Raw genomic sequence first — 14,017 nt, 5'->3', positions numbered from 1 at the left:
ACCGGCAGGGGAGCAAGGACCGTGATGAGTCCACTCGTCAGTGTCACTTGTCTCCCTTCCCGTCGGTGGTCTCGTCGTCGTCATCGTCGTCGAAGTCGCCTTCGTGAAGGTCCTCGTAGCTTTCGAGGTCTTCCAGGTTCTCGAGTTCTTCGATCGGGATGGGGTTTCCGTCCTTGTCGAAGGCGTCGCCACTGAAGCTCGGCTCGCCGGTGACGGGGTCGTCGGAGCGGTCGCGGTCGGGAGCCTCTGCCGCAGAACGCCGCCGCAGCACCTTGGCGTCCTCCGGGTCGTTCTGGACGACGTCGGCGGTGGTGATCTTGAACGAGCGGTAGGCGAGCGCGAGCACGAAGCTGGCGATACCCATCGTGATGACGATGGCCGTGAGGATCATCGCCTGGGCGAGCGGGTCGGCCATCGATTCGTGCACCGATTCTCGGCCCACGATCGGCGGGTTTCCGTCCTGCCCACCCGACGTCAGGATGAGGAGATTGACGCCGTTGCCGAAGAGCAGCAGGCCGAGCAGCATGCGGGTGATGCTGCGTTCGATCAGAAGGTAGACACCTGCCGAGATCAGGACGCCGACCACGATCAGAATTCCGATGTTCGCGCTCATCGCTGCCCCACCTCGATCTGTGCGTCGAGTCTGGCGCCCAGACTGCGGAGTACATCGAGCACCAGGCCCACGACGATCAGATAGACACCGAGATCGAAGAACAGCGACGTGACCATCTTGATGTGGCCGAGTAGCGGCAAGGTCACCTCGAACACCGCCGACGACAGCGCGGGGGCGCCGAGGAACAACGAGACCAGGGCAGTGCCCGCCGCCAACGTCAGACCGAGGCCGAGGATCTTGCCCGCATCGATCGGCACGGTCTCACCCAGCTCGTATCGTCCGCCCGCCAGGTAGCGCAGCACGAGCGCGAGGCCGGCCGTGAGTCCGCCCGCGAAGCCGCCGCCGGGTGCGTTGTGCCCGGAGAAGAAGAAGTACACGGACAGGACCATGATGACCGGGAACAGGAACCGGGTGGTCACCTCGAGGATCAGTGACCGGTGCTGAGGATCGATCAGATCGCCGCCGAGAAGCCATGTGGTGGTGTCGGAACCGGACCCTTCGGCGGGCGTCGACGGGGCGTCCGAGACTCGGGGCGCCGTGCCGAACCGTCGATTGCGGAACACCAGGCTGGCCACACCGGTCGCTGCGACGAGGAGCACCGAGATCTCGCCCAGTGTGTCCCAGGCGCGGATGTCCACCAGCAGTACGTTGACGACGTTCTTGCCGTTGCCGAGGTCGTACGCCGCATCGGGGAGGCGGAGATGGATCGGAATCGAGTTCCTGGCATTGATCGCGTAGGAAGCGATGGTGGTGATCGTGACGCCGACGGCGACGGCGAGGATGGCGCGCGGAACGTTGAAGCCGATGGCCTTCGACTCGTCGACTTCGGCGGGCAGCTTGCGCAGCACGAGAACGAACACCACGAGTGTCAGCGTCTCGACCAGGAATTGCGTCAGCGCGAGATCCGGTGCGCCGTGCAGCGCGAACAGAACGCCGCAGCCGTATCCGGTGAGTCCGACGAGAATGACGGCAGCCAGGCGATTTCGCATCACCACTGCGGCCACGGCGGTGCACACCATGATCACGCCGATGGTCATCTGCAGCGAGGAGTCCCAGATTCGTAGGTCGGGCTTCGTCTTGGTGCCCACGATCAGCAGCGCGAGCGGAACCACGACCAGAGTGGTGAGGATGGTGGTCAGGGTCAGCGGAAGCGAACCGCGTTGAGTTGCGCCGGTCAGACGAATGGAGATGGTGTCCATGGCCCGCAACGTGGCGTCGTACATCCGGTCCGCGTTGCCGAGGGGTGGATGCTCGAACTTCAGACGCGCGACGGTTCTCTGAGCCACGAAGAGCGCGGTGCCTGCGGCGAACACGACAAGAGTCAGCATCAGTGGGATGTTGACGCCGTGCCACAGTGCGAGGTGGTAGTCGGTGCCCTCGCCCGCAGGCAGGGTGGTCGAGTACGGAGTGAGCAGCTTCTCGAACTGGGGTGCTCCGAGGCCCGCGACCAGGCCGAGTACCGCCAGCAAGGTGGGTGCCGCAAGAAACAGTCCGCCGGGCGTCTTCATGTTCCGCACTGCAGGGCTCGGCCTCTGAAGTTGCTTCCGACCGAATGCTCCCCACATGAATCGGACGCTGTACGCGAGGGTCAAGATCGAGCCGATGACGATCACGGTCACGGTGGTGATGGACGCCCAGGTGTCGAGCGGCGGCGCGTGTAGCACCGAGTCGAGTGCAGCTTCCTTGCCGATGAAACCGAGGAACGGGGGAATGCCCGCCATGCTCGCCGCGGCCATCGCCGCGACGATCGCGAGAAGCGGCGTCTTGTGGCGCAGGTGGGCGAGCTTGCGGATGTCACGAGTACCGGTGGTCTTGTCGATGATGCCGACCACCATGAACAGCGTCGCCTTGAACATGGCGTGGGCGACGACCATCGTCATGCCGGCGAGCGCGGCGTCACGGGTACCGATGCCGACGAGCACCATGATGAAGCCGAGCTGGCTGACCGTGCCGAAAGCGAGAACGAGTTTGAGGTCGAACGCCCGCATCGCGCGCCAACCGGACAGCACCATGGTGACGAGCCCGAGGGTGATGATGGTGTAGCGCCACGTGGCCTGATCTGCATAACCCGGGGCGAGGCGCGCCACCAGATAGACACCGGCCTTCACCATTGCGGCGGCGTGCAGATACGCGCTCACCGGAGTGGGGGCGGCCATGGCGCCGGGCAGCCAGAAGTGCAGCGGCACGATCGCCGACTTCGACAGTGCGCCCACCAGAATCAGAACGATCGCGACGCCGACGAGCCAGCCGCTCGGCGGCGCTTCGATCAGCTCCGACAACTGGTAGCTGCCGCCCACCTGGCCCAGAATGATGATGCCCACGAGCATGGCGAGTCCGCCCGCCGTCGTGACGAGAAGGGCCTGGGTGGCGGCGCGTCGACTCGATGCACGCTCTGCGTAGTGTCCGACCAGCAGGAACGACAGGACCGTGGTCAGTTCCCAGAACGTGTAGAGGATCAGCAGGTTGTCGCTGACGACCAGACCGAACATGGCTCCGGCGAAGGCGACCATCTCGGCGGCGAATATTCCGAGTCGCGGCTCTTCGTCGGTGAAGTACCGGGCGCAGTAGATCAGGATGAGCGATCCGATACCGAGCACCAGGACCGACATGATGGCGGACAGCGAGTCGAACCACAGGTCGATGTCCATCGACATGCCGGGCGCCCACGTGATGTGAAGCCGAACCTCTTCACCCCAGTGAGCGATGACCCATCCGAGGCTCACCAGTGGAACGAGGGCCAACGGGTAGAAAGCGTTGCGACCGAAATTGCGCACGAACAGCGGAGCCGAAACTGCTGCAACGGCATGGGCAATCAAGATCGCGAGCAAAAGGCACTCCGTCGGTGGTGTCGGCGGGCGGCGGGGTGTCGGCACGGTACGAACCGAAACGCATGTAGACCGTTCGCGGTGCTAGCGACCAGGGCTACAAACCCATCGTACTGGGTAACTATTCGCTACCGTGAATCGCGGCAATTCGGGCGAACGAGACCGCGGTGTGATATGTCCCCGGATTTTTCCCGGCCGCGCCCGGCGATACCTCGTCGCCACCCCCTTCGACGCTTTATGTTGAAGTGCGTGAGCACCGAGATCCGTACGGCAGCGTTGGCGTACATACGCGACCGGCGTCTGCTTCAAGCGCGCTCGGCCGGCAAGTCCGCGTTCTACATGGCCGGCGGCAAGATCGATCCCGGTGAAACGCCGGAGGACGCACTGCACCGGGAAATTCGTGAAGAACTCGACGCGCAGATCGTTCCCGACAGTGTGGCCGAGCTCGGAATCTTCGAGGCTCCCGCGTTCGGGCACCCGGCGGGCACCGATTTACACATGACGTGCTTCACCGGGGACCTCGTCACGGAGCCACGGCCGACGAGTGAAATCGCGGAACTCCGGTACTTCACGGTCGACGAGTACTCACGGATGCCGGACGTCGCACCCGGGTCGATGTTGGTCTTCCGGCGGCTGCAGTCGCTCGGACTGGTGGACTGATCATGATCTTCACCGCCGGAACTCTCGACGGAATCAAGTCCGGCGCCGTCACTCTGGCCTTCAGGCGATGGAGTACTCCGCGAGCGAAAGCGGGATCGACCCAGCGGACGAAGATCGGAGTGATCGCATTCGATTCCGTCGACGAGGTCACCGCCATCTCCGATGCGGACGCCAGGGACGCAGGGTTCTCGTCGTCCGAGGAGCTGTACGGCGTCGTCGATCGCACGGCTCACGGTCCGACGCTGTACCGGATAGCCCTTCGATTCGACGGCGCCGATCCGCGGATCGCACTTCGCCAGATGGACGACCTGACGACCGACGACGTGGACGATCTGCGGCGCAGATTCGCCCGGATGGACGCGCGGGGAGCTTGGACCGAGGACACCCTGCGTCTGATCGGTCGGAACCCCGGTGTGGTCTCCACCGACCTCGCGCGAGCACTCGGCACCAACCGGGCACCGTTCAAACTGCGGGTCCGCAAGCTCAAGGAGCTGGGGCTCACGGAGTCTCTGGAGGTGGGGTATCGGTTGAGTCCTCGTGGAGTGGCTCTTCTGAAGCTGATCTGACCGCGGACCGGTGCCGTGCCAGGGCGGCCCCGCAGGCGAGCACGGTCACGAACATCGCGACGCCGGCGAGACGGTCGGGCAGGTTCGAGCCGGACGAGTCGAGATTCTCGATCGACACGGCTCTGCTGAGCGGAATGGTGGTGGCGGCGGCGAACACGAGCGATCCGAACGGGAGTGCCAGGCCCAGCGCTGCGGCGGGTGCCGACCCCGGAATGGACCCGCCCACCGCAAGGCCGACCCCCAACCCGAGGACTGCGAGCCGGACGATCAGAAGCGTGCCGTTGCTGCCGAACTCGGGGGCGACGACGGAGACGAGCGGAACGACCGCCACCACCGCGATACCCACGAGACTCTGTCGATCCTGGAAAGCTCGGCTTCTCGAAGCAGGTAACCGCACCGGCAGACGCATCCCGCACGCGACCGCCACAACCCCGACCGCAAGAGCAATCCAGGGGTGAACGGAGACCATCGGAGCACGCAGGTCGTTGATCACCGTGATGGCACCGGCCGCGACTGCTGTGGTCGAGAGGACGAACGAGCCGTCCATGCCGGGCAGCATGCGTGCGATGACGACGGTGAGGGCGAGCACGAGTGCCGCCGACACCGCGACCACCGACCAGACGCGAAACTGGCTGCCGAATTCCTGATTCTCGATCCAGGCGCCCAGAAGTCGATTGGTGAGTGCGAGGGCCAGCGAGCCGCCGAGCGCCACCAACAACGTGGATTGGTCGAGTCGCTGTACGCGATACTGCTTTCTCGCGAGAACCGCCGCCGCGGCGGTGAGAACGAATGCCGCGCCGAGGAGGATCCACGAAGGCTCGCCGATCGCGGATGTGCTGAGCGATGCGGGCTCGAGATACTCCGAGTCGCCACGGGCGGGCGGTTGGACACCGGCGAGTACATACGTGACGGAAACGCCCAGCACCAAGGAGATCTGGAGCGGTCGTGAACCCCATGCGGCCGCGACACTCGCGCCGAGCAGCACACCGGCCGCCGCCGTCTTACCGAAGTGCAGCGCGACGAGTGTGTCTATGCCGCCGACATCGGGGACCATCCACCGTGCCCCCGCGAGGACGATCACGCACAGGGTGGACAACGCCCATGCGGCACGTCGTGAACCCGAACGTTGGAGGCCCGCAACGGTGATCACGGCCAACACGACACCGACGACGACCCCGGTGGGTTGGCTCGACAACCACCGGTCCAGCTCGCGGTCGGATGCGTACACCGCCCATGACCTGCTACGTGGGTTGGTCAGCACGAAGGCCGCCAGGGCTCCCGCTGTGACGGCCGCCCCGGCTGCCACGGCTTGTCGCACACTCGGGAGGGCGCTTCGCACGTCGGAACGCATCAGGCGAGCGCCGTTGAGGCGGGGCGGTCTGTGCACCGGATCCGAATGGGCAGACAATGGTCGGTGCCGATGGATTGGCCGGTGCCGAATGCGTTCACACCCCGAGGCTAGTTGACCTCACCGACGTCAGGAGAATTCGAATGACGAAGATCGAAGATCAGGCTACTGCGTTGCTGGCGCTTCATCAGCCGGGAAATCCGGTGGTGCTGCCGACGGTGTGGGACGGCTGGTCCGCGACCCTCGCCGCCGGTATCGGGTTCGAAGGTCTCACCGTGGGTAGCCATCCCGTCTCCGATTCGATCGGCAAGCCGGACAACGAGGGCATCACGTTCGACGAGTTGCTGCACCGGGTTTCGCAGATCACCGCCGCCGTGGATCTGCCGGTGTCGGTGGACATCGAGGGCGGTTACGGACTCGAACCCGCCCGGCTCATCGAAGGTCTCGTGGGAGCTGGAGCCGTGGGCCTCAACATCGAGGACACCGTGCACAGCGAGAACGGGCGGCTTCGTGAGGCGCAGGAGCATGCGGATTTCGTGGCGGGCCTGCGCAGCGCCGCCGACGGCACCGGCGTTCACGTCGTCGTCAATGCCCGTACCGACCTGTTCGTCAAGCAGGTGGGCGAGGATTCGGACCGGGTGGACCGTGCGATCGCCCGGTTGAAGCTGGCCGCGGATGCTGGCGCCGATGTGCTGTACCCGGTCGGCCGCCACGACGACGAGACGTTGCGGCGTCTGACGTCCGAGCTTCCGCTCCCCGTCAACGCCATCGCGCTGCCGGACCAGGACGACCTCACGATCTTCGGTCCCCTCGGCGTCGGTCGAATCAGCTTCGGCCCCTTCTTCCAGGCAGTGCTGTCCGCGAAAGCTCAGGAACTGCTCGGTCGCTGGCGTTAACGCCCGTCCGCGTACGCCTGAAGGTGCGCCACCTGCTCGGGGTCGAGCGAGGGGCGCACCTTTTCGCGGGCGGCGGCGACATCCTCGGCGGTCACGTCGGCTGCGTCGATGCTGCGACGCATGGCGGCGAGAGCGGCCTCACGCAGCAACGCGGAGCAGTCGGCCGCGGAGTACCCGTCGAGCTCCGCTCCGAGATCGGCCAGGTCGACGTCCTCCGCCAGGGGGACCGACTTGCCGGAGGCGCGCAGCACCTCGGTGCGGGCCTCGGCGTCCGGCGGCGGCACGAACACGAGTCGCTCGAGCCGGCCGGGCCGCAGCAAGGCGGGATCGATCAGGTCCGGACGGTTGGTGGCACCGAGGACGACGACGTCGCGCAGTGGTTCGACACCGTCGAGTTCGGTCAGCAGCGCCGCCACGACGCGGTCGCCGACACCGGAGTCGGAGCTTTGCCCTCTGCGGGGTGCCAGTGCGTCCACCTCGTCCAGGAAGATCAGCGATGGTGCGGAGTCTCGCGCTCGTTGAAAGAGTTCGCGGACGGCCTTCTCGGAGGCGCCCACCCATTTGTCCATCAGTTCCGCGCCCTTCACCGCGTGGACGCTGAGGTGCCCGGAGCTGGCCAGAGCGCGCACGAGATACGTCTTGCCGCACCCGGGCGGCCCGTACAGGAGTACGCCGCGCGGGGGGTCTACTCCGAGCCGGGCGAACGAATCCGGGTGCTGCAGTGGCCACAGCACGGCCTCGGTGAGCGCCTGCTTCACCTCGACCATGTCGCCGACGTCGTCGAGGGTGACGGTGCCGATCGCGAGTTCCTCGGTGCCGGACCGGGAAAGTGGGCGAATCACCTCGAGCGCGCCGACGAGGTCGGCTTGCTCGAGACTCGGCTCTGCGGTGGACTTGCTGGCCCGCGACGCCGCACGGAGAGCGGCTTCACGGCACAGGGCGGCGAGATCCGCGACGACGAAACCAGGGGTCTTGGAACCGATGTCGTCGAGGACGAGGTCGGTGGTGGGAACCTTCTTCAAGAGCAGCTCGAGCAGTGCTTTTCGGGTGGCACCGTCCGGAAGAGTCAGAGTGAGTTCGCGGTCGCAGAGGTCCGGGCCCCGTAGCCGCGTGTCGAGTGCTTCGGGGTGGGCGGTGGTGGCGACGAACGCGACCCCGGTCGTCTCGACGGCCTTGCGTAGAAGCTCGACGATGAGAGCCGAGACGGGCTCGGTCGTCTCCGGCAACAGCGCATCGACGTCGGTGATGAGCAGAACTCCACCGCCACGCACCTCCTCGACGGCCGCCGTGACGCGCTTCAGCCGGCTGTCCGCTTCGATCGCGCCGACACCAGGGCCGTCGATTTCGACGACGCTGCGACCGGCGAGGACGGATCGGGCGAAGGTGGCTTTGCCGACGCCTGCGGGTCCCGTGACCAGGACGCCGAGGTGTGGGGACGCGCCGAGCTTGGCCAGCAACTCGGGTTCGTCGAGGGCGAGCCCGAGCCATTCGGTGAGCTTCGCTGCCTGGTTTCGAGCGCCGAGCAGGTTGTCGATCGGAACGACGGGGGCGGGCTGTTCCTTTGCCATCGGGGTTTCCGGTCGAGTGTCCGGACCGCTCGCCAGTCCCGCCGTGGGTGCGGGTGAGGTCTGCCCGCCGCGCCAGGTGACCGCGGAGTTGGGCTGGATACTCACCGGTCCGTCTCCCGGATCGGCGGCGGTGACGGTGAGCAGTTCGGTGGTCCACGCGACACCGAACGTGCGGGAGAGGGCCTGCGATGCGGGCGCCGTACTGGTCCCGGGGCCGAGGTCGCGCGGCAGAAGCGAGACGGTGTCGCCGACGGTCACGACCTTTCCCAGAAGTGCCTGCCGAAGGGTGGTCTCGGAGATGGACTGCACGGCCATGGTGGAACCGCTGACGGTGACCGAGCGTGCCCCGTACACGGTGACGGGTGTGGCGACGATCGTGGCGTTCTCTGCGAGACCGGCGTTGGACAGGGTCACATCGTCGAGCAGGATCGTCCCGGTTGGAGTGCTGGGCGGTGCGAGAGCGGCGACTGCCGCGGTTCGACGGGCTCCGACCAGGGCGATCGCATCCCATTCGCGCAGTCCGAGTGCTGCGAGTGCTTCCGGATGCAGTCTGGCGACACCGCGGCGGGTGTCGGAGGCCGAGGTGTTGAGTCGGACGGTGAGCGCCAGTTCCGGTGTGGTCACGCAGTCGAGACTACGTTTCCGTCCGCACCTCGTCGGTCGCAGTGCGCTTGCGGCGGGGCAATCCGAGGCTCATCCGTGAGCGGGCGACGGTCACCTTCGCGATCGGACTTCGCAACAACACCTCGACGAACACGAGTGAGACGGCGAGGACTGCCAGAACGAGGATGATGCTCCGGGTGGTGCTCGACTCGGGGAAGGCCGAGAACAACCAGCGTGCGAGACCGGCCTTGTGCAGAAGATCGATCACCAGCGGGTGTACCGCGAACACGCCGAACGCGCGGTGGGATCCGAAGTCGACGATGCGGCCGACCACTCCTGATCCGTCGCCGCGATGGTCGTTCCAGGCGGCCGCGATCAGATAGAGAACCGCGACGGACGCGAGAAACCACGGCAGCGAAGCGGGGTTGACCGCGGAGACGGCGATGTCCGGCACGTCACCCGGTTCGGTGAGGTACATGTACGTGCCGATGCTGAACGCGGCGCCGATCGTGGCGAGCGCGAGCACCTGCGGGATGTGTGAGCGGAACCAGCCGTCGACCTTGTCGAAGTGGAACGCCGCGAGTGCCCCGGCCGCCGCGAAGAAGGCATAGGTGGGGAGCGTCTTCCAGGCGTGCTCGTCGAGGGCCGACAGCACGGGCCCCTGTGGATCGGTGAACGTGATCGCGCACCAGGTGCCCATCTGCACCACGAACGCACCGGCGAGCAACAGGCCGTGATGGCCGGCGGTCTTGCGGACCAGTAGCCGGATCAACGGGAAGAACAGGTAGATCTGCATCGAGATGAGCAAGAAGTACATCTGGTACTTGGCGTCACCGCGCAGGATGCCCATCCCGGCATTGCGGGCGAGTTCACCGATACCGGGGATGTCGTCGGGGGAGAGCATCCAGGCGTCCGCCACGACGTACACCGCGGACCACAAGAGATACGGCAGCACGATCGTGCTGAAACGTGTCCGCCAGAAGGTCAGCGGCTGCAAGTCCCGTTTCATGTAGCTCAGGCACAGCACGAAGAGCGTGACGAACACGAAGCCGTAGCGAGTGAAATGGATGAGCATCGAAAGGAACGACATCCGACGCACGACGTCGTCGAGATTGATCGTGCCTACCGTGTGCACCATGACGACGCACGTGAACAGCGACACCCGCATGAAGTCGATGCTGTAGTTGCGCTTCCGTTTGCCGGAAGCTGCGGGTTGGCCGGCCGACTCCGTTTCGGGGCGAGCCTGCCCGGGGCGGCTGGTGGCCGCAACCTGCTCTTCACGCACCGACATCGGACCTTCCCGGCCACACGTCGGGGATGCGTGCTGACCTTGGCGAATGTGCGGAGACGTTAGTACACATCGCTACCGAACCCCCAAACAGCCAGCTCTCGCGGTTACCGGCCGGTAGTGGATCCTTTGTCTGGGCCCGGTCTCCTCAGACCGAGGCGCGCGGCGGAACGGCGTCCCACCTGTCCGCCGACATTCGGTCGCCGACGAATAGCTCGGCGCTCGGCCGGCTTGATGTCCCAGGTCTCTGGGCGGGCGGCCACCCAGCGCTGTGAGTGAACCGCGAACGGAATGTGGACAAGGTACACGGCCACGAGCACGATCAAAAGGATGTACGGGTACGTGACGAGTGCAGCGGCGGCGAGTGCGACCAACACCAGCAGTCCGGCTGCCATCCGTGGCGGTACGGACACGGACTTCATGGCCAACGTGGGAATACGGCTCACGATCAGGACTGCCGCGAAGATCATCCACGCCACGACGAGGACGTAGTTCTGCCACCAGCCTTCGCCCCACTGGGCAGTGGCGGCGAGAGGGACGAGGGCAACGAGCGCCCCCGCCGGTGCGGGTACGCCGACGAAGTACTCACGGGCGTAGCCGGGCTCGTCGTCGTCGTCCAGCAGGGTGTTGAACCGCGCGAGACGCAGCACGATGCTGACCGCGTAGACGAGGGCAACGATCCAACCGATGCTCTGGCCGTCGAGTAGAGCGACGTACAGCACCAGGGCGGGGGCGACGCCGAACGAGATCGCATCGGCGAGGGAGTCCAACTCGGCGCCGATCTTGCTCGTCGCATCCAACATGCGGGCGATCCGGCCGTCGAGTGAATCCAGAACCGCCGCGGCGCCGATCATGGCGAGCGCGAGGCCGTAATCCTCGTCGAGCGCGAACTTCACTGCCGAGAGTCCACTGCACAGCGCCAGGATGGTGATGACGCTGGGCAGCAGCCGTACGGCTTGCGGCCGTTGTTTCCGTGGTTTCACTGTCGGGCTCACGGCAGCTGGGCGATTACGGTTTCGGCGCCGATGGTGCGCTGACCACGTTCGACCAGCAGCGTGGTGCCTGCCGGGAAGTACGTGTCCACGCGGGAGCCGAAACGGATCAGGCCGTAGGTGTCCCCGACAGGAAGTGTGTCGCCGACTTTCGCATCGCACACGATGCGGCGTGCGAGCAGCCCCGCGATCTGAACCACCGCGACCTCGTGACCGTCACCGGTCTCGAGGAGCATGCTGTTGCGTTCGTTCTTCTCGCTCGCATCGGGGAGATCGGCGGAGAGGAACTGTCCGGGGCGGTGGGCAACCTGCCGCACGGTGCCACCGACAGGGCTGCGCTGGACGTGAACGTCCAGAACGGACAGGAAGATGCTGACGCGGGGCACGGGTGTCGTGCCCATGTTCAGTTCTGCAGGCGGAACCGCCGAGTCGACGAGGGCGACCTCACCGTCTGCCGGTGCGACCGCGATGCCCGGACGGTTCGGCGGAACCCGATGCGGGTTACGGAAGAACGTGGCGCAGGCAGCTGCCGACACCAGGCCGGCACGCCTGATCACCTTGTTCTTTCGGCCGAGCGCCGCGACACCGAGAGGCGCCAGCACGAAGGGAAGACCGGCAGGGTGCAGTGGTGGGACCGCCGCGCGAACGAGATCGACGACGTGCCCGACACCAGTGGTCTGCGGGGTTCCGGGGGGCTTCGGCTTACGTGCCACGGGCTCCTCTAACTGTCACGGTGGGGCGAACATGCCCGGTATCGGGCCACTCACAGATTACGTGAGCGGCGCCGCCGTCTCTGTGTCAGACACCCTTCCGCGAAACCCCGCAGCGTGTCACCGGGCCTTCTCGGCCTCGGACTTGATGCGGCCGAGCGTCGCGTTCATGCCTTCGACGAGCTCCTTCTCGAAGTCCTCGCTTCCGCCGAGGACCGCCTTGATGAGGGTCTGCGAGACCTTGGACGTGCCGTTGGGTGCTTCGCGGCGCTCGACGACGCGGGTGCCGGTCGTGGTCGGCTCGAGTTCGTACGACCAGATCGTGCGGTTCTCGACGATGCGGAATGCGATCGCCTCGTCCGGGACGAATCGGACGACTTTGGAGGTGGTCGGCCAGACGAGCATGCCCTTGCGGTTGAGGTTGACCGTCTTGGTCCCCTCGCCCACGGCTCCACCGAGTACCCGCATCTTGCGGCACTGTGGGCTCCACTCGCCCATGCGCTTCAGGTCGGAGACGATCGCCCACACGTCCTTGGGCGCGGCGTCGATGTCGATGGTTGCTTCGAGAGTGCGGGCCACGGGGGTTCCTCCGATGAGAGTGGGTGTGCGAGTCGGGCAGAGTCTATCGACGAGTGTGTACACGAAATGCGGATCGCTCCTCGGTCGGATCCGGGCGACATCAGCGAAGCGGATCGAAGTGGCGCATCACGTCCGGGACCGCATCGCCGGTGACGGAGGCGGCGAGCATTCGGCCGGTGAGTGGCCCGAGGGCGATTCCCCACATGCCGTGACCACCCGCGACGTGCACTCGCGGTGACTTCGTCCCGCCGACGAGCGGCAGGCCGTCCGTGGTGCACGGACGCGAACCGACCCATTCTTCTTTGCGTGCCTCCCAGTCGATGCCACGCAGCATCGGGGCCGCAGCGTCGACGATGGCCTTGATTCTGCGCGGATCCAACGGTGCGTCCGGGCTGCGGAACTCCATCATTCCGGCCACCCGAAAACGGTCGTGAAGTGGTGTGCAGGCCACGCGTTGTGCGGGTAGGTACACCGGGCTCTTGGGCATGTCCTGTGGAAGAACGGTGAAGCTGTAGCCGCGGCCGGCCTGGACCAGCGCTTTGACTCCGAAAGGCAGCGTCAATCGGTTCAGGCGAGCGCCGGTCGCGACCACGACGGCGTCCGCGGTGATCGAGCGGCCGTCGTCGGACGACACCCGGACGGTGTCGGGGTCCGTGTCGTCGATCGAGGTGACGTCGAAACCCGAGGTGATGTCGCCGCCGCGATCGCGAACCGACTGCGCCAGTGATTCCACGAATCGAGGCGGGTCGATGAAACGTTGATGGTGCAGTCGTAGTCCCGACCGCACACCGTCGCCCAATGCCGGTTCGAGAGAGTGAACGGCGTCCTCGTCGAGCCGGTCGAACTCGACATCGGCGCCGGCTGTGGCCGAGCTTCGAAACTCGTCGATCAGGGTCTCGCGTTCGCGGTCCGACGTGAAGGCGGCGATGAATTGATCGGCCTCTCGGGTGGGTTCGCGCACGCCACCGTCGGCGAGTTCGTCGTACGCGCCGATCGCGTCGCGGTTGACCTCGGCGAAGACAGCCATGGCGGCACGCCAAGCGGACGAGGTGCAATGCCGCGCGAACCCGAGCAGGAATCGGAGCAGCTTCGGGTCGGTCGTGAACGGCACGTAGACGGGTGAGGCGGGATCGAGCATCGCCTTCAGCCCGTACTTCAACACGGCAGGCTCCGGGAGCGGCAGCGTCAGAGCGGGAGCGACCCAGCCGGCGTTGCCCCACGACGCGTCCGCGGCGACGCCGTCGCGGTCCACGACGGTGACGTGAACCGCCCTGGACTGCAGGAACCAAGCGGTGGACAAACCGACCATGCCGGCGCCGACGATCACGACTCGTTCGGGCGGCTTTCGCGTACCCATCCATCCATCATC

Annotated in this window: 12 protein-coding genes; 3 read left to right on the top strand and 9 right to left on the bottom strand. The window is 66.1% G+C overall.

The genetic code is table 11. The annotated features are described in order from the left end of the window. Positions 1 to 43: 43 nt before the first annotated feature. Positions 44 to 613: a Na(+)/H(+) antiporter subunit C gene (locus tag ACZI8R_RS08715; RefSeq protein WP_463379175.1), complete on the bottom strand. Its 570-nt coding sequence runs from the start codon at positions 611 to 613 to the stop codon at positions 44 to 46. Further along, positions 610 to 3,441, bottom strand: a complete 2,832-nt coding sequence (locus tag ACZI8R_RS08710) for a Na+/H+ antiporter subunit A (protein ID WP_463379174.1) — start codon at positions 3,439 to 3,441, stop codon at positions 610 to 612. Before ACZI8R_RS08710 ends, ACZI8R_RS08715 begins: the two co-directional genes overlap by 4 nt. Before the next feature lie 246 nt (positions 3,442 to 3,687). Here ACZI8R_RS08710 and ACZI8R_RS08705 point away from each other — a divergent pair, with 246 nt between their 5' ends. Further along, a complete protein-coding gene (locus tag ACZI8R_RS08705) occupies positions 3,688 to 4,098 on the top strand; it encodes an NUDIX hydrolase (RefSeq protein WP_463379173.1) in 411 nt (136 codons plus the stop codon). A 2-nt stretch (positions 4,099 to 4,100) separates the two neighbouring features. Continuing rightward, on the top strand, positions 4,101 to 4,664 hold the full coding sequence (locus ACZI8R_RS08700) for a winged helix-turn-helix domain-containing protein (RefSeq protein ID WP_463379172.1): 564 nt from the start codon (positions 4,101 to 4,103) through the stop codon (positions 4,662 to 4,664). Here the strand turns inward: ACZI8R_RS08700 and ACZI8R_RS08695 are convergent. Further along, positions 4,597 to 6,015, bottom strand: coding sequence for a hypothetical protein (locus ACZI8R_RS08695; RefSeq protein WP_463379171.1), 1,419 nt, complete (start codon positions 6,013 to 6,015; stop codon positions 4,597 to 4,599). The two genes, ACZI8R_RS08700 and ACZI8R_RS08695, sit on opposite strands and share 68 nt — an antisense overlap. Positions 6,016 to 6,155: 140 nt before the next feature. Here ACZI8R_RS08695 and ACZI8R_RS08690 point away from each other — a divergent pair, with 140 nt between their 5' ends. Next, on the top strand, positions 6,156 to 6,908 hold the full coding sequence (locus ACZI8R_RS08690; protein ID WP_463379170.1) for an isocitrate lyase/PEP mutase family protein: 753 nt from the start codon (positions 6,156 to 6,158) through the stop codon (positions 6,906 to 6,908). On the opposite strand, the gene ACZI8R_RS08685 is transcribed toward ACZI8R_RS08690, so the two are convergent. From ACZI8R_RS08685 to ACZI8R_RS08660, 6 genes are all read right to left on the bottom strand, one after another. Next, positions 6,905 to 9,100, bottom strand: coding sequence for an AAA family ATPase (locus ACZI8R_RS08685; RefSeq protein ID WP_463379169.1), 2,196 nt, complete (start codon positions 9,098 to 9,100; stop codon positions 6,905 to 6,907). The genes ACZI8R_RS08690 and ACZI8R_RS08685 overlap by 4 nt on opposite strands. A gap of 10 nt (positions 9,101 to 9,110) precedes the next feature. Then, a complete protein-coding gene (locus ACZI8R_RS08680; RefSeq protein ID WP_463379168.1) occupies positions 9,111 to 10,370 on the bottom strand; it encodes an acyltransferase in 1,260 nt (419 codons plus the stop codon). Between the two features lie 104 nt (positions 10,371 to 10,474). Further along, on the bottom strand, positions 10,475 to 11,350 hold the full coding sequence (pssA, locus tag ACZI8R_RS08675; RefSeq protein WP_463379167.1) for a CDP-diacylglycerol--serine O-phosphatidyltransferase: 876 nt from the start codon (positions 11,348 to 11,350) through the stop codon (positions 10,475 to 10,477). An 8-nt stretch (positions 11,351 to 11,358) separates the two neighbouring features. Continuing rightward, positions 11,359 to 12,072, bottom strand: coding sequence for a phosphatidylserine decarboxylase (locus tag ACZI8R_RS08670; RefSeq protein ID WP_463379166.1), 714 nt, complete (start codon positions 12,070 to 12,072; stop codon positions 11,359 to 11,361). Between the two features lie 117 nt (positions 12,073 to 12,189). After that, a complete protein-coding gene (locus ACZI8R_RS08665) occupies positions 12,190 to 12,648 on the bottom strand; it encodes an SRPBCC family protein (RefSeq protein WP_463379165.1) in 459 nt (152 codons plus the stop codon). A 100-nt stretch (positions 12,649 to 12,748) separates the two neighbouring features. Continuing rightward, a complete protein-coding gene (locus ACZI8R_RS08660) occupies positions 12,749 to 14,005 on the bottom strand; it encodes an NAD(P)/FAD-dependent oxidoreductase (RefSeq protein ID WP_463379164.1) in 1,257 nt (418 codons plus the stop codon). Positions 14,006 to 14,017 lie beyond the last annotated feature (12 nt).

The sequence above is a fragment of the Rhodococcus huquni genome (genome assembly GCF_055231055.1).
This window is presented reverse-complemented; position numbering and strand designations above follow the sequence as displayed.

What these genes read in the sequence shown, in the direction of transcription:
- ACZI8R_RS08715 (WP_463379175.1), bottom strand. Translation starts at nt 613, where the DNA reads ATGAGCGCGAACATCGGAATTCTGATCGTGGTCGGCGTCCTGATCTCG.
- ACZI8R_RS08700 (WP_463379172.1), top strand. Translation starts at nt 4,101, where the DNA reads ATGATCTTCACCGCCGGAACTCTCGACGGAATCAAGTCCGGCGCCGTC.
- ACZI8R_RS08695 (WP_463379171.1), bottom strand. Translation starts at nt 6,015, where the DNA reads ATGCGTTCCGACGTGCGAAGCGCCCTCCCGAGTGTGCGACAAGCCGTG.
- ACZI8R_RS08690 (WP_463379170.1), top strand. Translation starts at nt 6,156, where the DNA reads ATGACGAAGATCGAAGATCAGGCTACTGCGTTGCTGGCGCTTCATCAG.
- ACZI8R_RS08680 (WP_463379168.1), bottom strand. Translation starts at nt 10,370, where the DNA reads ATGTCGGTGCGTGAAGAGCAGGTTGCGGCCACCAGCCGCCCCGGGCAG.
- ACZI8R_RS08660 (WP_463379164.1), bottom strand. Translation starts at nt 14,005, where the DNA reads ATGGGTACGCGAAAGCCGCCCGAACGAGTCGTGATCGTCGGCGCCGGC.